Origin of the sequence: Thermus tenuipuniceus (assembly GCF_002964845.1) — a bacterium.
In the GTDB taxonomy this organism is placed as follows: Bacteria; Deinococcota; Deinococci; order Deinococcales; family Thermaceae; genus Thermus; species Thermus tenuipuniceus.
Window position 1 is genome coordinate 15,611 of sequence record NZ_KZ672958.1, and the last position, 21,764, is coordinate 37,374.

Sequence of the window (21,764 nt, forward strand, 5' to 3'; positions counted from 1 at the left end):
GGGTGTGACGGCAAGGCAACGGGCCATCCTTCACCTCCTGGTGGAGGAGTACATCAAGACCAAAGCCCCGGTACCCTCGGCGAGGCTTGCCGAGGGGCTGGGGCTTTCTCCAGCCCTCTGCCGCTACGAGCTCATCGCCCTCGAGGAGATGGGCTACCTGCAGAAGCCCCACGCTTCCGCTGGGCGCGTGCCCACCCGCCAGGGTTTCCGCCAGTACTCCCTCTCCCTCCTGCCCCCCAAACCCCTCCCCCAGGCCACCCAGGAACGGATCCAGCGGGCCATGGAGGGGGCCAGGGAGCCCGAGGTCTTCCTGGTGAAGATGGCGGTGGGGCTTTCCGGGTACCCCGCCCTCATGCGGCTCAGACCCAGGACCACCCCGCGGGTGCTCCAGGTCCACCTCTCCCCCCTCCCCGAGGGCACCTTGGCGGTCTTCGTCCTGGAGGGCGGGCGGGTGAAGGAGGCGAGGCTTCCCCTCGCCCTACCCGTAGAGCGGCTGAGGCGGGCGGAGGAGGTCCTTTCTGGCCCCTTTACCGCCCTCCCCGAGGCCCCAAAGGGCCTAGAGGAGCTCTTCGTCCACCTGGGAAGGGCCCTGGCGGCAGGGCTTTCCCTCACCTACCGGGAGGGGCTCTCGGAAGCCCTGAGGGAGCCCGAGGCCAAGGACCGGGGCTTCCTGGAGCGCTTGGTGGACCTCTATGAGGGCCAAGGGGGGGAGGTCCTCACGCCCCCCGGCCGGGTGGACGTGCGGGTGGGGGAGGTGGAGGGCTTGGCCCAGGTGCAGGCGGGCTTCGCCAAGGGGGAGTGGCTGGGGGAGCTGGTGCTCCTCGGCCCCATGCGCATGCGCTACCTCGAGGCCTTCTCCGTGGCCTCGAGCCTCAGCCAGGTCTATACTGGGCAGCATGCGGGTTGAAGTGCGGCTCTTCGCCCTTTACCGGGAACAGGCGGGCACGGACCGCCTCTTCCTGGAGCTTCCCGAAGGAGCCCGGGTACTGCATGCTAAAGAAGCCCTGGAGAAGCGTTTTCCCGGCCTAAGGCTGGAGGGCGGCATGGCGGCGGTGAACCAGGCCCTGGCCCAGGGGGAAACCCCCCTAAAGGAGGGGGACGAGGTGGCCTTTCTGCCCCCGGTCTCGGGAGGGCAGGACTCCTACGGCCTCACCCATGAACCTTTGGACCTTGAGGCCCTGGTGGACTGGGCCACCGCCCCCGAGTACGGGGCGGTGGTGAGCTTCCTGGGCACCACCCGAAGCCCCAACCGGGGGGAGGAGGTGGCCTTCTTGGAGTACGAGGCCTACCCCGGCATGGCGGAGAAGGTCATGGCGGAGATCATCGGGGAGATGCGCTCCCGCTGGCCCCTGGGCCGGGTGGCCCTCTGGCACCGCCTGGGCCGGGTGAACCCCGGGGAGGCCTCCATCGCCATCGTGGTTTCGGCCCGGCACCGCCCCGAGGCCTTCGCCGCCTGCCAGTACGCCATTGACCGGGTGAAGCAGATCCTTCCCGTCTGGAAGAAGGAGCACCGGCCGGACGACAGCTTCTGGGTGGAGGGCTTCGCCCCGAAGGACCACCGCCTCTAGGGCCCCCAGCCATGGCCTCCTTTTCCTTCCTCCTGGGCCTCCTCCTCCTGGTCCTCTGGGCCTTGCCCCTCCTTCTGGGCTTCCTCTCGGGCCGGGCCTACCGGCATGGGCGCACCAGGGTGGGCCTGGGCCTTCTCCTCTTCGGGGGCTTCCTGGGGCTCCTGGCCCGGCCCAGGCCCTTGGGGCTTCTCCTTCTCCTTCTGGGGCTAGGTCTGGGCTACGGGCGGCTACGCTGAAAAACCCCGGCGAAAGCCTTACAATAGGACGATGACCGAGCGGTCCTTGCGCCCGCTAACGGAAGAGGAATACCTGACCCTGGAAGAGGCTAGCCCCGTGCGCCACGAGCTGGTAGGGGGCATCCCCTATGCCATGGCCGGGGCCAGCCTGGACCACAACCTCATCGTCACCAACCTGGTGGCCCTCTTAAAACCCTTGGCCCGGGCCCAAGGATGCCGGGTCTACAGCGAAACCGCCCGGCTTAAGGTTTCCGAGGACACCTTCTACTACCCAGACGTCATGGTGGTCTGCGGCCCCAAGGCCCATCCCCTCTACGAAACCGCCCCTTGCCTGGTGGTGGAGGTTCTCTCCCCCGGTACCGAGGCCCAGGACCGACGGGAAAAGCTTTCCCGTTACCTTAGGCTTCCTAGTCTCCAGGCCTATCTCCTCCTGGAGGGAACCAGGCCGGGAGGCGTCCTTTACCGCAAAACCCCTTCGGGCTTTGGGGAGGAAAGGGTGGAGGAACTCCTCATCCTCCCCTGCCCGGAGGGGACCTTGAGGCTTGAGGAGATCTACGAGGGTGTGGCATGAAACCCATCCTGGAACTCCTCCCTGAAGAGCTTCCCGGCGAGGGCTACCGCAAGGCCCAGATCGCCCACTGGCTCTATGCCCGGGGGGCCATGGACTTCTCCGAGATGACCGACCTGCCCCAGGGCCTGAGGGAGGCTTTGAGCCAGGAGTGGCGCATCTCCGAGTTTGCCCTGGTGGAGGCCTACCCGAGCCGGGATGGAAGCGTCAAGTACCTCTTCACCCTGCTGGACGGAAAGAAGACGGAAGCCGTCTACATGCCCTACGAGAACCGCAAGACCGTCTGCCTTTCCAGCATGGTGGGCTGCCCCGCGGGGTGCACCTTCTGCGCCACCGGGGCCTTGGGCTTTGGCCGTAACCTCACCGCGGCGGAGATCCTCTCCCAGCTCCTGGCCATCGCCCACCACCAGGGCATCTCCCCCAGGGAGATCCGCAACGTGGTCCTCATGGGCATGGGGGAGCCCCTCCTGAACCTGGGCAACGTGCTTCGGGCTATCCGCACCCTGCTCCATCCCAAGGGCCTGGCCATGAGCCCAAGGCGCATCACCCTTTCCACCGTGGGCATCCCCAAGGGCATCCACCGCCTGGCGGAGGAGGACTTGGGGGTGCGGCTTGCCCTCTCCCTCCATGCCCCCGACGACGAGACCCGCAGGAAGATCATCCCCACCGCCCACCGCTACTCAGTGGGGGAGATCCTCGAGGCGGTGCGCCACTACTACGCCAGGACCAAAAGGCGCATCACCTTTGAATACACCCTCCTGAAGGGTTTAAACGACCACCCCTGGCAGGCCCGGCTTCTCGCCAAGCTCCTTAAGGGCATAAGCGCCCACGTGAACCTGATCCCCTTTAACCCCTGGGAAGGCGCTCCCGTGGAGGGTACCCCTAGGGCGGGCATCCTGGCCTTCGCGGAGGAACTGAGGCGGCTCGGGATTCCCACCTCCATCCGCTGGAGCCGAGGGCAGGACGTGGGGGCAGCCTGCGGCCAGCTGGCCCTAAGGGCCCCCAAGGCCCTCACCTTTACACCGACTCTAGAAGGCGCCGGGCAATGACGAGCTTCAAAATTTCGCTCGTCCCCTCCCCGATCCGGGTCAGGCGGGCGTCGCGCCAGTAGCGCTCCACGGGGTAGTCCTTCACGTAGCCGTACCCCCCCAGGACCTGGATGGCCTCGTCGCAGGCCTTCACCGCCGCCTCGCTGGCGAAGAGTTTGGCCTGGGCGGCCTCGAGGGTATAGGACCTTCCCGCATCCTTAAGCTCCGCCGCCTTCAGGTAAAGAAGCCTTGCCGCCTCCAGCTCCGTGGCCGCCTCCGCCAGCTTGAAGGAAACCCCTTGGTACTCGGCAATGGGCCCGCCGAAAGCCTCCCTTTGTTTGGCGTAGTGGAGGGCGTAGTCCAAGGCCGCCCTTCCCAGGCCCACCGCCATAGCGGCGATGCCAATCCTGCCCCCATCCAGCACCTTGAGCACGTCGTAAAACCCCTTGCCCCTCTCCCCCAAAAGGCTGCCCTCGGGCACGAAGAGGTCCTCGAGGACCAGCTGGGCGGTGTCGGAGGCGTTCAGGCCCAGCTTCTCCTCCTTGCGGCCGATGCGGAGGCCCTTTTCCGGGCGGAAAAAGGCGAAGGCGGAAATGCCCAGGTGCTTCCTCTCCGGGCTTGGAGCCGGGTCGGTGCGGGCCACGATCACATAGACCCCGGCCACGCTCCCCTGGGTGATGAACTGCTTGGTGCCGTTCAGAACATACCCCCCGGCCACCGCCTCCGCCCGGGTCTTCAGGGCGGCGGCATCCGAACCCGAACCCGGCTCCGTGAGCCCCCAGGCCCCCAGGGCCTCCCCCGAGGCCAGCTTGGGCAGGAAGGTCTCCTTCTGCCTTTCGTTCCCCGCAAGGAGGATGTGCCCCGTGGCCAAGGAGTTGTGGCTGGCCACGGTGAGGGCCAAGGCCCCGTCGTAATAGGCGATCTCCTCCACCATACGGGCGAAAAGCCGGCTTTTAAGCCCCGCCCCGCCATAGGCCTCGGGCACCGTGGCCCCGAAGACGCCGAACTGGGCCAGCTTCCTCACCAGCTCAAAGGGAAAGGCCCCCGTGCGGTCCCTCTCCGCCGCCCCCGGGGCCACCTCCGCCTTCAGGAACTCGCGGAAGGGCCCCAAGACCGCCCGCTCCTCCTGGCTTTCCTCAAACCAAAGCCCCATGGTGGGGATAGTATAACACTTTCTTGCGACATAGCAAAAATACGTTATCCCACAGGCCCCCGGAATCCCGGGGCATGGGGTAGTTTCAAGGGGGATGCTCCTCCTGGCTGGCCCCACGGATACCGGCAAGTCCACCCTGGCCTTAAGGCTTCTAGAAAAGGCCAAGGAAGCCTACCTCCTGGACCTGGACCCGGGGCAGGGAGCCCTCCCCGGGGCCTTCACCCTCTTCCACTACCGGGAAGGAGCCCTCACCCCCCTACGCCGCTACCTTCTGGGGGCCCTGTCCCCCAGAGGGATGGAGGCGCAGGCGGTGGTGGGGGCCCTGCGCCTAGCCCGTCTCATCCCCAAAGGAAGCCCCGCCGTGGCCGACACGGATGGCTACCTGGACCCCGGGTTCCGGCTTTTGCAGGTGGAGGCCCTGGTGCCCGCCGAGGTGCTGGTCCTGGGGTGGGAGGAACTTTACCAGGCCCTTTCCTGGCGCAAGGACCTAAGGGCGCGCCTGGCCCCGCCCCTTCAGGGGGTCCGCAGGAAAACCCCAGCCAAGAGGCGGAAAAACCGCCTGGAAAAGCTTTTTGCCCACTTTCAGGAAGCCAGGCCCCGCCCCCTTCCCCTCGGTCGCGTGCCCGCATACCCTATGGAACCCCCCGAGCCCCAGCGGCTTTACGGGCTCCTGGACGGGGAAGGGTTCCTCCTGGGCTACGGGCAGCTTCTGGCCTGGGCAGGGGACAAGGGGCTCTTCCTCACCCCCGTGGGGGAGGAGGTGGCCAGGGTGGTACCCACCCGGCTTCTTTTCCCTATCCCCGCACTACCAGGTTGAGGATCTTGCCGGGGACGTAGATTTCCCTCACGATGGCTTTGCCCTCCAGATGGGCCTGGACGTTCTTCACCTTGAGGGCCTCGGCCAGGGCCACCTCCAGGGGGGCGTCCTTAGGGATCTGGATGGTCCCCCGCACCCTTCCGTTCACCTGCACCGCTACCTCCACCACACCCCTTTCCAGGGCGTTTTCGTCCAGCTCGGGCCAGCCCGCCTCAAAAAGGCTATCCGGCCAGAACCAGTGCCAAAGTTCCTCCGCGATGTGGGGGGCGAAGGGGAAGAGCATCTGCAGGTAGTAACGGATGGCGGTCCGGTAGACGGGGGTCACGGGCCGCACCTTCCGGTAGTCGTAGAGGGCATTCAAGAGCTCCATGAGGGCGGCGATGGCGGTGTTGAAGCGCAGGGCCTCGAGGTCCTCCGTGACCTTCTTGAGGGTGGCGTGGAGCTTCCGGTAAAGCTCCCGGTCCGGACCCTCCAGGGCCTCCGCCTGGAACTTCCCGCTTACCGAGAGGAGGGTCTCCTTGTCCTCGGCCACCCGGCGCCATATGCGGTTCAGGAAGCGCCAGGCCCCCTGCACCCCCTCCTCGGTCCAGACCATCTCGTTTTCGGGGGGTGCGGCGAAGAGGATGGTGATGCGGGCGATATCTGCCCCCTCCTCCTTCACGAAGGGCCCCACCATGACCCCGTTGCCCTTGGATTTGCTCATCACCGCGGGCTTCCAGAAGTGAAGGGTGCCGTCCTCGTGGGGCCGGAGCTCCGCCCCCATCTTCCGCACCTCCTCCAGGGAAAGCTCCCTCTCCTGGATCTCCAGGCGGATGCGGGTGGGCTCGGGCAGGCGCACCCTATCTCCCTCCACCTCCACGGGACCGAAGTCCGTCCAGGCCAGGACCATGCCCTGGGTGAAAAGCCCCTGGAAGGGCTCCTCCACCTTCACCATCCCCAGGTCGTGGAGGAACTTGGTGAAGAAGCGGCTGTAGAGGAGGTGAAGCACGGCGTGCTCCACCCCGCCGATGTACTGGTCCACCGGCATCCAGAAGTCCGCCTTCTTGGGGTCAAAGGGCAGCGTCTCGTTCCTGGGGTCAGTGTAGCGCAGGTAGTACCAGCTGGAGTCGAAGAAGGTGTCCATGGTGTCGGTGTCCCGCCGGGCGGGGCCGCCACATTTGGGGCAGGTGATCTCGTAGAACTCGGGGTGGGCCTCCAGGGGGCTTTTCCCCTTGGGCCGGATGTCCTCGATGTCCTTGAGGTCGGGGAGGAGGACGGGAAGTTCCTCCTCGGGAACCGGCACCACCCCGCAGGCTTCGCAGTGGACCATGGGGATGGGGGTGCCCCAGTAGCGCTGGCGGCTGATGAGCCAGTCCCGGAGGCGGTAGGTAACCTTAGCCCTTCCCAGGCCCCTCTCCTCCAGCCAGGCCACCACCTTCCTCTTGCCCTCCTCGCTGGGGGTGCCGTCAAAGGGCCCCGAGTTCACCATGATGCCAGGCTCCTCGTAGGCGGCCTCGAGGGGCTCGGGCAAGGGCTCACCCGGGCGCTCGATCACCTTCCTTATGGGAAGGCCGAACTTCTGGGCGAACTCAAAATCCCTCTGGTCATGCCCGGGCACCCCCATGATGGCCCCGGTGCCGTAGCCAAAGAGCACGTAATCCGCAGTCCAGATGGGGATCTTCTCCCCGGTGGCGGGGTTTATGGCGTAGGCCCCGAGAAAAACCCCCGTTTTCTCCCGGCCCTCCGCCTGGCGCTCGATCTCCGTCTTGCGCTTGGCAGCCTCCACGTAGGCCTCCACCTCGGCCCGCCTTTCGGGAGAGGTGAGCCTTAAGGTGAGGGGGTGCTCCGGGGCCAGGACCATGAAGGTGGCCCCGAAAAGGGTGTCGGGCCGGGTGGTGAAGACGGTGATGGCCTCGTTCAGGCCCTCCACGGGGAACTCGATCTCCGCCCCCTCCGACCGGCCGATCCAGGCCCGTTGCATGGCCTTCACCTTTTCCGGCCAGTCCAGGCCCTCGAGGTCCTCAAGCAGCCTTTCCGCATAGGCGGTGATGCGCAGGTACCACTGCACGAGCTCCCGCTTCTCCACCGGGGTGTCCTCGTGCCGCCAGCAACGGCCCTCCACCACCTGCTCGTTGGCCAGGACCGTCTGGCACTTGGGGCACCAGTTCACCAGGCCCTTGGCCCGGTAGGCCAGCCCCTTTTCCCACATCTTCAGGAAGATCCATTGGTTCCAGCGGTAGTAGTCGGGCTCGCAGGTGGTCACCTCCCGGTCCCAGTCGTAGAGGATGCCCATGAGCTCGAGGCTCTCCTTGGCTTGGCGGATGTTCTCGTAGGTCCAGTCCCGGGGGTGGAGGCCGAACTTGAGGGCGGCGTTTTCCGCGGGCAGGCCGAAGGCGTCCCAGCCCATGGGATGGAGGACCTCATACCCCTGCACCCGGCGGAAGCGGGCCAGGACGTCCCCCATGGTGTAGTTCTTCAGGTGGCCCATGTGGAGGTCGCCGGAGGGGTAGGGGAACATGACCAGCACGTACTGCTTCCCCTTCCTTCCCGGGACCTCCTTGGCCTTCATGAAGCCCTTTTCCTTCCAAAAGCGCTGCCACTTGGGCTCTATGGCGTGCGGGTTGTACTTCTCCATGCGCTCCTCCCTCAAAAAAACCCTTCCCCCAAGGGGAAGGGACGGCCAGGCCCCTTCCCGCCTTAGGGGATTAGCCTGGCCGGACTCATGGGAACATGATACTGCAACCCGGCAAAAAAACGTGGGGCGCCCTAGTCCTCCATCGCCCTCGCCACCACCGCCCCCAGGAGAAAGACCCAAAGCACGAGATATAGGCCAAGGAGCGCCAGGACAAACCCCGCCAGGGGTCCGTAGAGGAGCTCGTACTGGGAGCGGGGAAGGAGCTTGGGAAGCCCAAGCCGAACTCCTTCAAAGAGGAGGGCGGCCACCCCTGCCCCCACGCTCAAGGGCACCAGGTGGCGAAACCCTTTGAGGCCGCGGAAAAAGGCGTAGGTGAGGAGAAAGAGCAAAAAGGCCAGGAAGAGGGGTAAAAAAGCCTCCAGGGGCCCCAAGGCCCCCCGCCACTCCGGAGGGAGGAAGCGGAGGAGAAACCCCAGGGCCAGGCCCAAAAGGGCCAGGAGAATAAGGGCTAGGCCCAAGACCACCGGCATGAGGAGGCCCAAAAGGCGGTGGCGAAAACCCGGGGGGCGGCCAAAGATGAGCCCCAGGGCGTAGCTTAGGGCGGCGAAGAAATTGCTTCCCGACCAAAGGAGGAAGAGGGCGCTCACCAGGGTGAGGGGGAAAGCCCCCCGGGTGAGGAAGCGGAGAAGGTCCTGGGCCAGCTCAGGCCGGGCCGGGAAAAGACCCTCGGCCAAGGCCTTCACTCCCCCCAAAAAACCCTCCCTCAGGGCCTCGCTTCCCGAGAGGAAAAGGCCAAAGACCCCCACCAGGAGAAAGAGAAGGGGCATGAGGGAAAGAAGGGCGTAGTAGGCTAGGGCGGCGGCGAAGAAGGGCACGTGGGCCTGGGTATAGAGGCGTAACACCTTCTGCAGCACGGGCTCCCCTTCCCTAACCCGCTCCCCCCGGCGGGCATCCTCCCCTAGGGGGCACCTATTCCCGCTCCTGCCCCTCCCCCAGGGCCACCCATTTGGTAGTGGTGAGCTCCATGGGCCCCATGGGGCCGTAGGCGTGGAGCTTGGAGGTGCTGATGCCGATCTCCGCCCCCAGGCCCAGCTGGAAGCCATCGTTGAAGCGGGTGGAGGCATTCCATAGGACCAGGCTGGCGTCCACCTCCTCCAGGAAGCGCCAGGCGGCCTTGGGATCTTCCGTGCAGATGGCCTCGGTGTGGCGGGAGCCGTAGCGAGCGATGTGCTCCAGGGCTTCCTCCAGGCCCGAGACCACCTTCACCCTCAGGATCAGGTCCAGGTACTCCCGGTCCCACTCCTCCTCCTGGGCGGGCACTGCCTCCTTGAGGAGGGGAAGGGCTTTGGGACAGGCCCTGAGCTCCACGCCCCTTTCCCGCATGGCCTTTTCCAGCAGGGGGAGGAAGACCTCGGCCACCCTCTCGTGCACCAAAACGGCCTCGAGGGCATTGCACACGGCAGGCCGCTGGGTCTTGCCGTTAATGGCCAGGTGGAGGGCCATATCCAGGTCCGCCCTCTCGTCCACATAGAGGTGATTCACCCCCTTGGCGTGGGCCAGAACCGGCACCCGGGCCTCCTTTTGCACCAGGCGGATGAGCTCCTCCCCACCCCGGGGGATGAGGAGGTCCAATAGCTCCAGGCGGCACATGGCCAGGATGGCCTCCCGGTCCGTGGTGGGCACCAGGCTCACCGCCTCCACAGGAAGCCCGGCCTCCCTCAAGGCCCGATGCCACAGGGAAACCAGGGCCTGGTTGGAGCGGAAAGCCTCCTTCCCTCCCCTAAGGAGCATGGCGTTTCCCGCCTTCAAGGCCACGGAAACCGCCTCCACCGTGGCCCCGGGCCGGGCCTCGTAGATGAAGCCGATGAGGCCCAAGGGTACGCGCATCCGGCCCACCCTGAGGCCGTTTGGCCTCTTGCTAAGCCCCTCAATCCTCCCCAAGGGATCCGGGAGGGCGGCAATCTGACGAAGACCCTCGGTGAGGCTCTTAAGGTCCTTGTCCTTGAGGGCCAGGCGGTCCAGCTTGGCCTTGGGAAGCCCCGCCCTTTCCGCCTCCTCGAGGTCCTCTTGGTTGGCCTTTAGCACCTCCGGCCAGGCCTCCTCCAAGAGGCGGGCCATGGCCAGAAGAGCCCCATCCCGGTTCCCCTTGGCGATCTCGGGAAGCCGGGCCCGAGCCCCCTCCGCCAGTTCCCTCAGCGTTTTCTCAAGATATTCCCTTTGGGAAGCAGCTAACTCCCCCATGCCTCCTCCTTCAACGCCAGGTGGTCCCGGTGGACCACCTCCTCCGTGTAGCGGTAGCCCAGCAGAACCTCAATCTCGGTGCTTTTGTGCCCCTTGATGCGCTCGATCTCCTCGGCGGCGTAGTTGGCCAAGCCCACCCCCACCTCCTCCCCTGCCTCGGTGAGGAGGCGCACCGCCTCTCCCCGGCCAAACCGCCCCCGCACCGCCTTGATACCGGCAGGCAGGAGGCTTGCTCCCCTCTCCCTTAGAGCCCGCACCGCCCCGGCGTCCAGCACCAGCTCCCCCTTGGGCCGAAGGAGGCTGTAAAGCCAGGCTCTTTGGCCCCGGTAGCGCCTTCGGGCGTGGAAGTACGTACCCAAGGAAGCTCCTGCCAGAGCCTCGAGGATCACCCCGGGCCTTCTCCCCGGGAGAAGGAGGGTGGGTATCCCCACCCTTCCGGCGATGCGGGCGGCAAGGAGCTTGGAGCGCATCCCCCCGCTTCCCAAGGGATTCCCCTCCCCGGCATGGGCCAGCACAGCCTCCACCCGCTCCACCTCCGGGATGGGGCGGGCCCTGGGGTTCTTCTTGGGGTCATCCTCATAGAGGGCGTCCACATCGGAAAGGAGGAGCAAAAGCCCTGCCTCCACCAAGGCCGCCACCCGGGCGGAGAGCTGGTCGTTGTCCCCGAAGCGGATCTCCTGGAAGGCCACGGTGTCGTTCTCGTTGATGATGGGAATGGTCTCGAGGCGCAAAAGGGCCTGCAAGGTGGCCTTGGCGTTCAGGTAGCGCCCGCGGGAAGCCAGGTCTTCAGCGGTAAGGAGGACCTGGGCCACGGGAACATCCCCGAAGGCCTCCCGCCAAGCCGCCATGAGGAGGGGCTGGCCGATGGCCGCCAAGGCCTGCTTCAGGGGCATGTCCTGGGGCCGGGGAAAGCCGGTAGCCGCCATGCCCGCGGCCACGGCCCCCGAGGACACCAGGACCACCTCCCTGCCTTCCGCCCGCAGGACCAGGACCTGGCGGGCGATCTCCCCCATGACAGAAAGGTCCAGGCCGGAAGGCCCAGCCAGGACCGCGCTTCCCACCTTGATGACCAGCCGCTTCGCCGCAAGCCCGGGCCGCATTAAGGCCCAGGATAGCACCTCTCATTCCCATCCCTTGGGGACCTGCTAGGGTAGGTGAGATGGCCCGGATAGCGAGCCTCCTCGTTTTGGCCCTGGTCTTGTTGGCTGCCTGCAACGAAGCCTCCCCCAACCGTCCCCCTCAGCTCACAGCCTTCCAGGCGGATCCCCTCGAGGGGGAAGCCCCCCTCACCGTGCGCTTCGCCTGGCAGGCAGTGGACCCCGACGGCGATCCTCTTTCCTGCGTGCTGGAACCGGGGGACGGCGCCAGCCTGGCCTTTGCCCCGTGCGGAAGCGGCACCACCTACACCTACAGCGCCCCGGGGGAGTACTCGGCGCGGCTTCGGGTGCAAGACCCAAAGGGGGCCACCGCCCAAAGCCCCGTTACGGTGAGGGTGCGCCCCAGCAAGAGCTTCACCCTCTCCCTCTCCCCCACCAGCCTCAGTGTGGAACAGGGCAAGACAGGCACCGCCACCCTCACCCTCACTCCCCAAGGGGGATTTAGCGGCACCGTTTCCCTTTCGCTGGTGGGCGCCCCTTCTGGGGTAAACCTTTCCCCAGGAAGCCTGCCCGTGAACGGGTCCAGCCCCGTCAGCCAAGCCCTCACCCTCCGCGTGGGAAGCGCCGTGCCCACCGGTACCTACCCCCTAAAGGTCCGGGCCACAGGGGGTGGCCTCACGCGGGAAGCGGACCTCACCCTCACGGTCGCTCCGCCCACAGATGGGGACTTCAGCCTGACCCTCGAGGGTTCCTCCCTCTCCGTGAACCAAGGAGGAACGGTTTATGTGCGTCTGGTGGTGAGCGGCACCTACACCGGCCAGGTGACCCTTTCCCTGGTGGACGCTGTCAAGAACCCCTTCAGCGGGGTGAGTCTCAGCCCCACCAGCACCTCGGTCCCCTCGGCCCCCATGCTGGCGCTCACCGCCTCCCCCACCCTTGCCCCCGGCACCTACAACCTCTTCGTGCGGGGCCAGGGAGGCGGCCTGGTGCGGGAGGCTTCCCTCACCCTCACGATCAACCCCGCCGCACCGCCTCCTGATTTCAGCCTCAGCTTGAACCCGGCCTCTTTGAGCCTGTCCCAGGGGCAAAACGGCACCACCACCCTGACCCTGACCCCGCAAAACGGCTTCACCGGACAAGTAGCCCTCTCCCTGGAACGCCAGGACGGCACCCCCGCCCCTAGCAGCCTGACCCTCTCCCCCACGAGCCTGAACGTGGCCAGCCCCAACCCGGTCAGCCAAACCCTCACCCTCAGCGTGGCCAGCAGCGTCCCCACGGGTACCTACCCCCTGAGGGTCAGGGCCACCTCGGGGTCTTTGAGCCGGACGACCAACCTCAGCCTCACGGTGACCGCCCCCTCCTCCTCCCCCAACCTGCGCTTCGCCCAAACCGAGTGGGGCCAGACGGTGCTGAAGGAAAACCTGCGCTTGGTGGCCGGCAAGCCCGCCCTCCTAAGGGTGCACCTCCTGGCGAGCCCCTCCCCCATACCCCTAAGCAACGCCCTTTCCGGAGCGGTGTACCTGAACGCCACTTTCCAGGGCAACCTCAGCTTCGCCTGTCCCAACCCCATCCCCACCGCCACCGACCCGGGAAGCCTGGCCAGTACCTGCACCGCCACCCTACCCGCGGCCTGGGTGGCCCCCGGGCTAAAGGTGGAGCTACGGGCCGACCCCCAGGACCAGGTGGCGGAACACGATGAGGGCGATAATCTCCTCACCCTTACCCCCGAGGTGGGCGCAGGTACCACCCTCTACCTCACCACGGTGCCGGTGGTGCACCAGGGGCAGACCGCCACGGTGCCCAACTTCAGCCAGACCCTCTGGCGCATCTGGCCCCTAAAGGAGGTGGCCTTCTCTCAACGGGCTCCCTATACCTTCTCCGGCACCCTGAGCGCCACGGATGGGAACACCTGGGCCCAGCTTCTGGACGAACTCCGCATTTTGCGCCAAACGGACGGGAGCAACCGCTACTACTATGGCTTCGTCAGGGTTTCCTACACCTCGGGCATCGCCGGGATTGGCTACTTGGGTTATCCCGTGGCCGTGGGGTGGGACTACTCCCAGAGCGCTCCTGCGGTCATGGCCCACGAGCTAGGGCATAACTTTGACCGGGAGCACGCCCCTTGTGGGGTATCCGGCGACCCCAGCTATCCCTACGCAGGCGGCAAGATCGGCACGTGGGGGTACGATCTCGCCAACGGCTCCTTAAAGGACCCCAGCCAGTTTTACGACCTCATGAGCTACTGCGGCCCCCAGTGGGTTTCCGACTACACCTACGAGGGGGCCCAGGGTTTCCTGGAGACCTCTCCCCCGAAGCCCCTATCTCTGCCCGAGGAAGGACTCCTCTTTTCCGGCCGTATACGGCAAGGGGAGGTGGTCTTCAACCCGCCCCTCAGGGTTCCCGCAGAACCGGAAGGAAAAGCCTCCCCTTACCATCTTCGGGCCCAAACCCCCTCTGGAGAAGTCCGGGAGGCCCCGGTATTCGTCCTTAAAGACTCCGAGGGCATCCTGCACTTCCAGGCCCGTCTTCCCCCGGAGCCTTACAGCCGGGTGGGGCTTTACCTTGGGGCCCAGCTTCTCAGGGAAGCGGTTAGTCCCCTGCTTCCCCTGGCCGAGCCCCAGGTGGACCTAAGGGAAGAAGGGGGCTTCCTCTTAGCCAGGGTCCAGGGCTACCCCTATTTCTCCCTCTTCCACGTGGCCGAAGACGGTTCCCGCACCACCTTGGGCCTCTGGCACCGGGCGGGGGAGGTGCCGTTTGCCCTCGAGGGCCTGCCCCCGGGCGGCCAGTGGGAGGTCCAGCTCTCCGATGGGCTAGGGGTCCGCATCCTGCGGTTTTCCCGCTAGGAAGTGGCCTTCCCGGAAGGCCACCTTCCCTTCCCGCCTTAGCCGCACCAGGAGGGCGAAGAGGGTGGCCTTCTTGAGGCCAGGGTGGAGGGCTTGAAGCTGGGTGTGAAGGTCCTCGAGGGTCCTGGGCTCCCGAAGAAGATGGAGAAGATGGGCTTCCAGACGCTTATCCCGCACCAACCCCATTATTGACAAGGGGGGCTTCCCCATGCTACCTTGAGGGTCGGCTTGGGCCCGTAGCTCAGTTGGATAGAGCGGCTGACTACGGATCAGCAGGTCAGGGGTTCGAATCCTCTCGGGCCCGCCACATCCAGGACGCAAAGCTTCCGGGGTCGGTAGCGACCCCGGAAAGCGCTTTTTACTGCCCTTGCCGCCGCAGGTTACCCCCTAGAATGGGGGCCATGAAGATCTACACCAAGACGGGGGATGCGGGGGAGACCGGCCTCTACGGGGCCGAACGGGTGGTGAAGGCCCACCCTCGGGTGGAGGCCTACGGCACCGTGGACGAGGCCAACTCCGCCATCGGCTTGGCCCGAAGCCTCCTGCCCAAGGAACACCTGGACCTCCAGGACCTGCTGGAGCGCATCCAAAACGCCCTCTTTGACCTGGGGGCCGACCTGGCCACCCGCATGGGGAGCCCCTACGAGAAGAACGTCGCCCGCATGGACGCCCAGGACGTGGAGGAGCTGGAACAGGCCATCGACCGCTACATGGAGGAAAGCCCTCCCTTCCAAGGCTTTATCCTCCCGGGAGGGCACCCGGCGGCGGCAGCCCTGCACCTGGCCCGCACCGTGGTGCGACGGGCGGAGCGCAAGGTGGTGGCCTTAAGCCGGGAGGAGCCCGTGAACCCCGAGGCCATCCGCTACCTCAACCGCCTTTCCGACCTCCTCTTCGTCCTGGCCCGGGTGGTGAACGCCCGCCAAGGGGTGCGGGAGGAGGCGTGGCTGGTGAAGAAAAGGCGCTAGGGCCAGGGCTTGCCGTAGACCCGTACTTCAGCCCCGGGGAAGGCGGTTTCCAGGAGTTCCTTTAGATAGATCGCCGCCGAGGGCAGAAGCCCGCCGCAGGGGCCTTCCATGTAGAGGAAGAGATAACGGGGACGCCGCGGCGACTGGGAGAAACCCAGGCACCCCTCGTACTCGGGGAAGTACTCGTAGAAAAGTTCCAGGAGGTCCTGGACTAAGTCTTTGGCCTCGGGCAGGGCCTCGATGGAGCTCCGCGGCTTGACCCAGAAGGTCATGGCCTTCATCAGGACCATTATGGGCCTTGACCGCCGCTGGGAGTTGTGATATCATCGAAATATATGATTGAAGTCAACCACCTCTCCAAGGCCTACGGCAAGCGCCTAGCGGTGGCGGACCTCTCCTTCCAGGTAGCCCCCGGGGAGGTGTACGCCCTCCTAGGCCCCAACGGGGCAGGCAAGACCACCACCTTGCGCATCCTCTCCACCCTGGTCCGCCCCACAGGAGGAAACGCCAAGGTGGCGGGGTTTGACGTGGTGCGGGAGCCCCTCGAGGTGCGCCGGCGCCTGGGCCTGGTCAACGGGGGGATGCGGGTGTACGACCGCCTCACGGGGCGGGAAGCCCTGGCCTTCTTCGCAAGCTTCTACGGCCTGGAAGGGCAAGCCTTCCAGGAGGCCTTGAACTGGGTCGTGGAGCTCTTGCAGATGGAGGAAACCCTGGACCGCAAGGTCATGGAGATGTCCACGGGCATGCGCCAGAAGGTGGTCATCGCCCGGGCCATCCTGCACCGCCCGCCCGTCCTCCTCCTGGACGAGGCCACGGCCGGGTTGGACGTCTTCGCCCGCCGGGCGCTTTTGGAGTTCGTGAAGGCCTACCGGGACCTGGGCCACACCCTTGTCTACTCCACCCACGCGATGAGCGAGGCGGAGGAGGTGGCGGACCGGGTAGGTTTTCTGCACAAGGGAAGGCTGGTGTACCAAGGAAGCCTGACCGAGGCCCGGTCCCTGGGGCAGGGAAGCCTGGAGCGGGCCTTTGTGCAGGTGGTGAAGGAGGCGGCGTGAAGGGGATCTACCGGGTTCTCTGGAAGGAGCTGGTGCAGGTCTTCCGCGATGGCAAGCTGGTCTTCTCCACCCTGGTCCTGCCGGTCTTCTTGATGCCCGTCTTCATGTTCGGGCCAAGCCTGGTCCTGGATAGGCTCCTGAAAGGGGCCCAAGAAGAGCGGCAGGAGGTGGCGGTCTTTGGGCTTCCAGAAGAGGCCCTATCCGCCCTACGGGCGGCCAACCTTCTTCCGAAGCCCCACCCGGATCCGGAAAAAGCGGTGCGCGCCGGGGAGTACCCGGTGGGGGTGCGGTGGGAGGGCGGGACCTACCGGGTGTATGGCCGCCTCTCGGGGGGACTCACGGAGGGGCAGGTGGCGGTGGGCAAGGTGCAGGCCGCCCTACAAAGCCTCAAGGAGGCCAAGGTGGCCGAGGTCTTGGCCAGGAAAGGTATACCCCACGAGGTCCTTACCCCCTTCCGGGTGGAAGTGGTGAACGCCTCCTCCGAACGGGAAAAAGCCGGGGGGCTTCTGGGCTTCCTCCTGCCTTTCTTCTTGGTGGTCTTTGTCCTCTCCGGGGGGCAGGTGGTGGCGGTGGACGCCACGGCGGGGGAGAAGGAAAAGGGCACCCTCGAGGCCCTCCTCATGGCCCCGGTGCCCCTCCTGCACCTGGCCCTGGGCAAGACCCTGGCCACGGTGGCCATGGCCCTCCTTTCCGGGGTGTCGGGGCTTTTGGGGCTGGCCCTGGGCGGGGCCTTGGCCGCCCGCTTGGGCGGGGGCCTCCTCACGGAAACCGGCCAGACCCTGGAGCTAGGGGGCCAGGTAGCCCTGGACGGGGGAAGCTTTCTCGCCCTCTTCCTCAGCGCCTTCCTCCTGGCCCTCTTCATGGGGGCGGTGATGGTGAGCCTGGGGCTTTACGCCCGGAGCTTCAAGGAAGCGCAGAGCTACATGGCCCCCCTCCAGCTGCTGGCCCTTTTGCCCCTCCTCTTCCTGCAGTTCCGGGGCTTCTTTGAGCCTCAGGCTTGGTACCACCTGGTGCCCCTCTTCAACGTGGCCCTGCTCATGGACGCCCTCTTGAAGGGGAGCGCCACCCCCCTGCAGGCGGGCCTCACCTGGGGCTCCACCCTGGCGTACGCCGGGCTAGCCCTCCTCTACGCCGTGCGGGTTTTCGCCCGGGAAGAAGTGGTCTTCAGAAACTAAGGAGGCAGCATGCGCGAGGTAAAGGAACACAAGGCATGGCAGGCAAGCGGCTTTCTGGCCTTCCTGGCCCTCCTTCTGGCCCTTCTCTGGCTGGGTTGGGCAGGGTACCGGCTGGTGGGGGAAAGGGAGCTTCTCTACCTCTGGCACCTCCTCCTCGCCCTTCTGGCCTCGGGGCTTCTGGCGGCGGGGATCTTCACCGTGCAGCCCAACGAGGCGGTGGCCCTGGTCTTCCTGGGGCGGTACGTGGGTAGCGTCCGGGAGGAAGGCTTCCACTTCGCCAATCCCCTGGCCCAGCGAAAACGGGTCACCCTTAGGGTCCACAACTTCACCTCCGATAAGCTCAAGGTGAACGACGCCCAGGGCAACCCTATAGAGATCGCCGCCGTGGTGGTGTGGCGGGTGGTGGACACCGCCAAGGCTCTTTTCCAGGTGGAGAACTACCAGAGCTTCGTGGCCATCCAGTCGGAGGCGGCCATAAGAGCTCTCGCCAGCCGCTATCCCTACGATGCCGAGGGCAAGTCCTTGAGGGGAAGCCCCGAGGAAATCGCCGAGGAGCTGAAGGCCGAGGTGCAAGAGCGCCTGAGGGTGGCCGGGGTGGAGGTGTTGGAGGCCCGCCTCACCCACCTGGCCTACGCCCCGGAAATCGCTCAGGCCATGCTCCGCCGCCAGCAGGCCCTGGCGGTGGTGGCGGCCCGGAGGCTCATCGTGGAGGCGGCGGTGGGGATGGTGAAGGAAGCCCTCCTGGGCCTCGAGGCCCAGGGCATCGCCCTGGACGAGGAGCGCCGGGCCGCCATGGTGAATAACCTCATGGTGGCCCTGGTGGCCGAAGCCCAGGCCCAGCCGGTGGTGAACGTGGGCACCCTGTACGCCTGAAGGAGGTGGGGTGAGAGAGGAGAAGAAGCGCTTCCTCTTGCGGCTTGACCCCAGGCTCTACCGGGTGCTGGAGAAATGGGCCCAAGACGAGCTGAGGAGTGTGAACGCCCAGATCGAATACCTCCTTAAGGAAGCCGCCAAGAAGGCAGGGAGGTGGAAGGATGAAGCTCCACCCGAAGAGGGACGGGAACCCTAGGCGGTTTTTCCCGGTTTTGTTCCTCCTTTCCCTCCTGGCCCTGGGTGGGGTTATCCTCCTGGCCGCCCGGGAGGATCCCGAAAGCCTTCCCCTCCTCCTCGGCATCCTCCTGGTGGACCTCTTCCTAATGGGGGGCCTCCTCTACTGGCTCATGGGGTTTCCCCAGAGGCTTTTCTACGAGCTCAATGGCCCGGTGCTCGTCGTCCACCACCCCCTAGGCCGCCGCACGGTCCACCGCTCGGAGGTGGCGGAGGTGAAGCCCCTCTCCTTCGCCCTTCCCTGGTGGGCCCTTCAGGGGGAGGTCTCCATGCCCGGCTACCACCGCAAGCGGCTCCGCCTCGAGGGCCTCCCCGTGGAGGCCTTCGTGGGGGCCAGGCGGGGGGAGGGCGTACTTCTTGTGCTTAAGGACGGCTCTGGGCTCCTCCTCAACCCGGAAGACCCCGCACCCTTGTTGAGGTGGAAGGAGGAGGCATGAAAGCCCTTTATTGGACTTTGGGCCTTTCCTGGAGTGCCTTTTTGGCCTTCTACCTGTTGGGCGGAAGGGTGGGTACCCCCGCCCATCTAACCTTCAGCCTCCTCTACATGTGGATTCCCGGCCTGGTGGCCCTTTCCTTCGCCCGCAAGGAGGGAGTACGCCTCCCCCTTGCCCTACAGCCCAACCGCTACTGGCTTTTCGCCTGGCTCTTCCCCGTGGCCCTCACCCTGCTTTCCATTCCCTTAAGCCTCCCCTTCGGCGCCTGGAAAGGATGGGAAGCCCTCCGGCAAACCGTGCCCCCAGGGGTTGTCCAGGAGCTGCCCGAGGTCTTCTGGAACCTATTGCCCTTGGTCCTGATCCTCTCCGCCCTGGTGGCGGGAGCCACGGTAAACCTCCTGGCTGCTCTGGGAGAGGAGCTTTTGTGGCGGGGGTACCTGTGGGAAAAGCTCAAGGAGCGGGGCTTCTGGCCCGCCAGCCTGGAAATCGGCTTCTTTTGGGGCCTGTGGCATGCTCCCCTTATCCTGGCTGGCCACAACTACCCCAAGGAGCCCCTCCTCGGCGTTCCCATGATGATCCTTTTCACCCTGGCCCTGACCCCTGGGCTCCTCTGGGTCCGGGAAAAGGCGGGCTCGGTGCTGGCGGCAGCCCTCTTCCACGGAACCCTGAACGCCATAGCGGACCTTTCCCTCCTACTGGTGGAGCGCACCCACGACCTCCTCATCGGGGTGATGGGGCTTCCCGGGCTTTTCCTCCTTTCCCTTTTCAACCTCTGGCTGAGGAGGCGGGTATAGTCAAGGGGGATGCGGTTTCTGGTGCTTTCGGGGCTTTCCGGGGCGGGCAAGACCACGGCCAAGGGATACCTGGAGGACCTGGGCTACTTCATGGTGGACAACCTCCCCCCAAGCCTGTGGGAAGCCCTTTTAGAAGAGCTTGCCCAACGAGGGGTGAAGCGGGCCGGGGTGGTGTTGGATGCCCGGGCCCTGGCCTTCTTCGGGGATCTGGAAAGGGTATTGGACCAGCTCAAGCCCACGGTGGTCTACCTCGAGGCCCGTCCTGAGGTCCTCCTCCGCCGCTACAACCTGACCCGGAGGGTCCACCCCCTGGGGGCGGGGAACCTCATGCGGGAAATCGGGGAGGAGCGCCGCATCCTGGGGCCCTTAAGGGCCCGGGCCCACCTCATCCTGGACACCTCGGAGCTCTCCCCTCGGGCTCTAAAGGAGGCTTTGGTGAGGTTTTTGGGGGAGGAAACGGGCTTTACCCTGCGCCTCCTCTCCTTCGGCTTCAAGTGGGGCCCGCCCCAGGAGGCGGATCTGGTCCTGGACGTGCGCCCCCTGCCGAACCCTCACTACGACCCGGCCCTCAAACCCAAGACGGGCCTGGACCCGGAGGTGAAGGCCTACGTCTTCCGGGAGGAGGTGGAGCCCTATTACCGCGCCCTCTTGAGCGTGGTGGGCCTGGCGGCGGAGGGGGCCCAAAGGGAAGGAAGGGCTTTTTACACCGCGGCCGTGGGCTGCACCGGGGGAAGACACCGGAGCGTGGCCGTGGCGGAGCGGCTCGCCGAGGAGCTTGCGGGCCGCTTCCGGGTGGAGGTGAGCCACCGGGATGTGGACAAGGAGGAGTAAGTACCAGGAATTGTACCGAGTAGCCAAAGGGCTTGCCCGGCGCTTTCCCCCGCTTCGGTGGCTTTACCCAGGGATGCGGGTCAAGCGCTACGCCGCCTTGGCGGGCCTGGGGGTAGGCCTCATGGCCTACGGGCTTGCCCGCTTCCTCCCTCCCCCACCCCCGGAACCCTGGGCCCTGGGCCTGGTCCTCCTGGGCCTCGCCCTCTTGGTGGGAGGGGTAAGGAGCATGAACCGGAGCATGCTCTCCGCCTTCACCGAGCCGGAGGAGGTTCCCGAAAGGGTCTACGTGCGTAGGAGGCTGGAGCAGGGTCCCAAGGTGGTGGCCTTTGGCGGAGGGACCGGGCTTTCCCGGGTTCTACGGGGCCTAAAGGAGCACACGGCCAACACTACCGCCATCGTGGCGGTAACCGACGACGGGGGCTCCACGGGCCGGCTCCGCCTGGCCTTTGGCCTGCCGGCGGTGGGGGATCTGGTGGACTGCCTGGCGGCGCTTTCCGACCATCCAGCCTTGCCTAAACTCCTCCACCACCGCTTCCAGGAGGGGGAGCTTAGGGGCCACACCTTTGGCAACCTCTTCCTCTTGACCCTGAACCAGGAGGCCAGGGATTTCGCCCAGGCCATCCTCGAGGCCAACGCCATCCTGCAGCTGAGGGGCCAGGTCTTTCCCGCCACCCCCGAGGCGGTGCGGCTTAAGGCCCGCTTCCGCGATGGCTCGGAGGTGGTGGGGGAGGTGGCCATCCGGGAAAAAAGGGGACAAATCCGGGAAGTCTTCCTGGAACCCGAACCCCTAAGGGTTATGGAGGAGGCCCTCCAGGCCATCCGTCAGGCGGACCTCCTGGTCCTGGGACCGGGAAGCCTGTACACCAGCGTCATCCCCAGCTTCCTGCCCAAGCCCCTCATGGAGGCCATGGCCAGGGCTAAGGCCCCCCTGGTCTACGTGGTGAACCTCATGACCGAGCCGGGGGAAACCGATGGCTACACCGCCTACGACCATTACAAGGCCATCGCCTATCATCTCGGCAGGAGGCCCGAGGTGGTCCTGGTGCACACCGCCCCCATCCCGGAGGAGGTCCAAAGGCGGTATGCGGCAGAAGGGCGTTTTCCCGTGGCCTTTGACCCCAGGCCCTTCGCCGTGGACGGGGTGCAGGTGATCCCCGGGGATTTCCGGGAGGAGGGACCCTTGGCCCAGCACGATCCGGAAAAGGTGGTGAGGGCCCTCGTGGCCCTGGTATAAAGAT

23 protein-coding genes and 1 tRNA gene are annotated in these 21,764 nt (G+C 66.1%); 17 read left to right on the plus strand and 7 right to left on the minus strand.

Annotation, left to right across the window (positions count from 1 at the left end; all coding sequences use genetic code 11):
* The first annotated feature begins 4 nt into the window (after positions 1 to 4).
* Genes C2847_RS01295 through rlmN form a run of 5 tightly spaced genes read left to right on the plus strand, consistent with a single transcriptional unit; the run spans position 5 to position 3,421 of the window.
* Positions 5 to 907: an HrcA family transcriptional regulator gene (locus tag C2847_RS01295; RefSeq protein WP_105316685.1), complete on the plus strand. Its 903-nt coding sequence runs from the start codon at positions 5 to 7 to the stop codon at positions 905 to 907.
* Entirely contained in the window at positions 897 to 1,568 is a 672-nt protein-coding gene (locus C2847_RS01300) for a molybdenum cofactor biosynthesis protein (protein WP_105316686.1), read from the plus strand. The genes C2847_RS01295 and C2847_RS01300 overlap by 11 nt, the downstream gene beginning before the upstream one ends.
* A gap of 11 nt (positions 1,569 to 1,579) precedes the next feature.
* Positions 1,580 to 1,804 (plus strand): hypothetical protein, encoded by a 225-nt coding sequence (locus tag C2847_RS01305; RefSeq protein WP_105316687.1) that lies wholly within the window; start codon positions 1,580 to 1,582, stop codon positions 1,802 to 1,804.
* A 31-nt stretch (positions 1,805 to 1,835) separates the two neighbouring features.
* Positions 1,836 to 2,375 (plus strand): Uma2 family endonuclease, encoded by a 540-nt coding sequence (locus C2847_RS01310; RefSeq protein WP_105316688.1) that lies wholly within the window; start codon positions 1,836 to 1,838, stop codon positions 2,373 to 2,375.
* Entirely contained in the window at positions 2,372 to 3,421 is a 1,050-nt protein-coding gene (rlmN, locus tag C2847_RS01315; protein WP_105316689.1) for a dual-specificity RNA methyltransferase RlmN, read from the plus strand. Before C2847_RS01310 ends, rlmN begins: the two co-directional genes overlap by 4 nt.
* Here rlmN and C2847_RS01320 read toward each other — a convergent pair.
* The gene (locus tag C2847_RS01320) at positions 3,390 to 4,553 is read right to left on the minus strand and encodes an acyl-CoA dehydrogenase family protein (RefSeq protein WP_105316690.1); all 1,164 of its coding nucleotides are present in this window, start codon (positions 4,551 to 4,553) and stop codon (positions 3,390 to 3,392) included. The genes rlmN and C2847_RS01320 overlap by 32 nt on opposite strands.
* A 94-nt stretch (positions 4,554 to 4,647) precedes the next feature.
* Between C2847_RS01320 and C2847_RS01325 the strand changes: the two genes are divergently transcribed.
* A complete protein-coding gene (locus tag C2847_RS01325) occupies positions 4,648 to 5,370 on the plus strand; it encodes a Clp1/GlmU family protein (protein WP_105316691.1) in 723 nt (240 codons plus the stop codon).
* On the opposite strand, the gene leuS is transcribed toward C2847_RS01325, so the two are convergent.
* The 4 genes from leuS to proB all read right to left on the minus strand — a co-directional run bounded on the left by leuS (position 5,348) and on the right by proB (position 11,325).
* Complete coding sequence (leuS, locus tag C2847_RS01330) at positions 5,348 to 7,984, minus strand: leucine--tRNA ligase (RefSeq protein WP_105316752.1); 2,637 nt, start codon at positions 7,982 to 7,984, stop codon at positions 5,348 to 5,350. The genes C2847_RS01325 and leuS overlap by 23 nt on opposite strands.
* Positions 7,985 to 8,115: 131 nt before the next feature.
* On the minus strand, positions 8,116 to 8,898 hold the full coding sequence (locus C2847_RS01335; protein ID WP_105316692.1) for a YhjD/YihY/BrkB family envelope integrity protein: 783 nt from the start codon (positions 8,896 to 8,898) through the stop codon (positions 8,116 to 8,118).
* 55 nt (positions 8,899 to 8,953) lie between these two features.
* A complete protein-coding gene (locus C2847_RS01340) occupies positions 8,954 to 10,225 on the minus strand; it encodes a glutamate-5-semialdehyde dehydrogenase (protein ID WP_105316693.1) in 1,272 nt (423 codons plus the stop codon).
* Complete coding sequence (gene proB, locus C2847_RS01345; RefSeq protein ID WP_105316694.1) at positions 10,213 to 11,325, minus strand: glutamate 5-kinase; 1,113 nt, start codon at positions 11,323 to 11,325, stop codon at positions 10,213 to 10,215. The genes C2847_RS01340 and proB overlap by 13 nt, the downstream gene beginning before the upstream one ends.
* A 59-nt stretch (positions 11,326 to 11,384) precedes the next feature.
* Here proB and C2847_RS12460 point away from each other — a divergent pair, with 59 nt between their 5' ends.
* Positions 11,385 to 14,165 carry a PKD domain-containing protein gene (locus tag C2847_RS12460; RefSeq protein WP_244187328.1) on the plus strand — a complete coding sequence of 927 codons (2,781 nt, stop codon included), beginning with the start codon at positions 11,385 to 11,387 and terminating at the stop codon, positions 14,163 to 14,165.
* On the opposite strand, the gene C2847_RS01355 is transcribed toward C2847_RS12460, so the two are convergent.
* Positions 14,133 to 14,342 (minus strand): hypothetical protein, encoded by a 210-nt coding sequence (locus C2847_RS01355; protein ID WP_128415147.1) that lies wholly within the window; start codon positions 14,340 to 14,342, stop codon positions 14,133 to 14,135. The genes C2847_RS12460 and C2847_RS01355 overlap by 33 nt on opposite strands.
* Positions 14,343 to 14,395: 53 nt before the next feature.
* Between C2847_RS01355 and C2847_RS01360 the strand changes: the two genes are divergently transcribed.
* Both C2847_RS01360 and C2847_RS01365 read left to right on the plus strand, forming a co-directional pair.
* Positions 14,396 to 14,472, plus strand: a tRNA-Arg gene (locus C2847_RS01360).
* Positions 14,473 to 14,566: 94 nt separating this feature from the next.
* A complete protein-coding gene (locus C2847_RS01365) occupies positions 14,567 to 15,130 on the plus strand; it encodes a cob(I)yrinic acid a,c-diamide adenosyltransferase (RefSeq protein ID WP_164835599.1) in 564 nt (187 codons plus the stop codon).
* On the opposite strand, the gene C2847_RS01370 is transcribed toward C2847_RS01365, so the two are convergent.
* Positions 15,127 to 15,411, minus strand: a complete 285-nt coding sequence (locus tag C2847_RS01370) for a hypothetical protein (RefSeq protein ID WP_105316697.1) — start codon at positions 15,409 to 15,411, stop codon at positions 15,127 to 15,129. The genes C2847_RS01365 and C2847_RS01370 overlap by 4 nt on opposite strands.
* 54 nt (positions 15,412 to 15,465) lie before the next feature.
* Here C2847_RS01370 and C2847_RS01375 point away from each other — a divergent pair, with 54 nt between their 5' ends.
* The 8 genes from C2847_RS01375 to C2847_RS01410 all read left to right on the plus strand — a co-directional run bounded on the left by C2847_RS01375 (position 15,466) and on the right by C2847_RS01410 (position 21,760).
* Positions 15,466 to 16,185: an ATP-binding cassette domain-containing protein gene (locus tag C2847_RS01375; RefSeq protein ID WP_105316698.1), complete on the plus strand. Its 720-nt coding sequence runs from the start codon at positions 15,466 to 15,468 to the stop codon at positions 16,183 to 16,185.
* A complete protein-coding gene (locus C2847_RS01380; protein WP_105316699.1) occupies positions 16,182 to 17,360 on the plus strand; it encodes an ABC transporter permease in 1,179 nt (392 codons plus the stop codon). The genes C2847_RS01375 and C2847_RS01380 overlap by 4 nt, the downstream gene beginning before the upstream one ends.
* Before the next feature lie 9 nt (positions 17,361 to 17,369).
* Positions 17,370 to 18,233: an SPFH domain-containing protein gene (locus C2847_RS01385; protein WP_105316700.1), complete on the plus strand. Its 864-nt coding sequence runs from the start codon at positions 17,370 to 17,372 to the stop codon at positions 18,231 to 18,233.
* A 10-nt stretch (positions 18,234 to 18,243) separates the two neighbouring features.
* Positions 18,244 to 18,429: a type II toxin-antitoxin system antitoxin gene (locus C2847_RS01390; protein WP_105316701.1), complete on the plus strand. Its 186-nt coding sequence runs from the start codon at positions 18,244 to 18,246 to the stop codon at positions 18,427 to 18,429.
* A complete protein-coding gene (locus tag C2847_RS01395; protein ID WP_164835600.1) occupies positions 18,395 to 18,904 on the plus strand; it encodes a hypothetical protein in 510 nt (169 codons plus the stop codon). Before C2847_RS01390 ends, C2847_RS01395 begins: the two co-directional genes overlap by 35 nt.
* On the plus strand, positions 18,901 to 19,695 hold the full coding sequence (locus C2847_RS01400) for a CPBP family glutamic-type intramembrane protease (RefSeq protein WP_105316702.1): 795 nt from the start codon (positions 18,901 to 18,903) through the stop codon (positions 19,693 to 19,695). The genes C2847_RS01395 and C2847_RS01400 overlap by 4 nt, the downstream gene beginning before the upstream one ends.
* Positions 19,696 to 19,704: 9 nt before the next feature.
* A complete protein-coding gene (gene rapZ, locus C2847_RS01405) occupies positions 19,705 to 20,526 on the plus strand; it encodes an RNase adapter RapZ (RefSeq protein WP_105316703.1) in 822 nt (273 codons plus the stop codon).
* A 73-nt stretch (positions 20,527 to 20,599) separates the two neighbouring features.
* Positions 20,600 to 21,760, plus strand: coding sequence for a gluconeogenesis factor YvcK family protein (locus C2847_RS01410; protein ID WP_208619919.1), 1,161 nt, complete (start codon positions 20,600 to 20,602; stop codon positions 21,758 to 21,760).
* The last annotated feature ends 4 nt before the right edge of the window (positions 21,761 to 21,764 follow it).

Bases quoted from the DNA above. Each gene is read 5' to 3' on its own strand.
- C2847_RS01300 (WP_105316686.1), top strand. From the start codon at position 897: ATGCGGGTTGAAGTGCGGCTCTTCGCCCTTTACCGGGAACAGGCGGGC.
- C2847_RS01305 (WP_105316687.1), top strand. From the start codon at position 1,580: ATGGCCTCCTTTTCCTTCCTCCTGGGCCTCCTCCTCCTGGTCCTCTGG.
- C2847_RS01310 (WP_105316688.1), top strand. From the start codon at position 1,836: ATGACCGAGCGGTCCTTGCGCCCGCTAACGGAAGAGGAATACCTGACC.
- rlmN (WP_105316689.1), top strand. From the start codon at position 2,372: ATGAAACCCATCCTGGAACTCCTCCCTGAAGAGCTTCCCGGCGAGGGC.
- C2847_RS01320 (WP_105316690.1), bottom strand. From the start codon at position 4,553: ATGGGGCTTTGGTTTGAGGAAAGCCAGGAGGAGCGGGCGGTCTTGGGG.
- C2847_RS01325 (WP_105316691.1), top strand. From the start codon at position 4,648: ATGCTCCTCCTGGCTGGCCCCACGGATACCGGCAAGTCCACCCTGGCC.
- leuS (WP_105316752.1), bottom strand. From the start codon at position 7,984: ATGGAGAAGTACAACCCGCACGCCATAGAGCCCAAGTGGCAGCGCTTT.
- C2847_RS01340 (WP_105316693.1), bottom strand. From the start codon at position 10,225: ATGGGGGAGTTAGCTGCTTCCCAAAGGGAATATCTTGAGAAAACGCTG.
- proB (WP_105316694.1), bottom strand. From the start codon at position 11,325: ATGCGGCCCGGGCTTGCGGCGAAGCGGCTGGTCATCAAGGTGGGAAGC.
- C2847_RS12460 (WP_244187328.1), top strand. From the start codon at position 11,385: ATGGCCCGGATAGCGAGCCTCCTCGTTTTGGCCCTGGTCTTGTTGGCT.
- C2847_RS01365 (WP_164835599.1), top strand. From the start codon at position 14,567: ATGAAGATCTACACCAAGACGGGGGATGCGGGGGAGACCGGCCTCTAC.
- C2847_RS01370 (WP_105316697.1), bottom strand. From the start codon at position 15,411: ATGAAGGCCATGACCTTCTGGGTCAAGCCGCGGAGCTCCATCGAGGCC.
- C2847_RS01375 (WP_105316698.1), top strand. From the start codon at position 15,466: ATGATTGAAGTCAACCACCTCTCCAAGGCCTACGGCAAGCGCCTAGCG.
- C2847_RS01385 (WP_105316700.1), top strand. From the start codon at position 17,370: ATGCGCGAGGTAAAGGAACACAAGGCATGGCAGGCAAGCGGCTTTCTG.
- C2847_RS01395 (WP_164835600.1), top strand. From the start codon at position 18,395: ATGAAGCTCCACCCGAAGAGGGACGGGAACCCTAGGCGGTTTTTCCCG.
- C2847_RS01400 (WP_105316702.1), top strand. From the start codon at position 18,901: ATGAAAGCCCTTTATTGGACTTTGGGCCTTTCCTGGAGTGCCTTTTTG.
- rapZ (WP_105316703.1), top strand. From the start codon at position 19,705: ATGCGGTTTCTGGTGCTTTCGGGGCTTTCCGGGGCGGGCAAGACCACG.
- C2847_RS01410 (WP_208619919.1), top strand. From the start codon at position 20,600: ATGCGGGTCAAGCGCTACGCCGCCTTGGCGGGCCTGGGGGTAGGCCTC.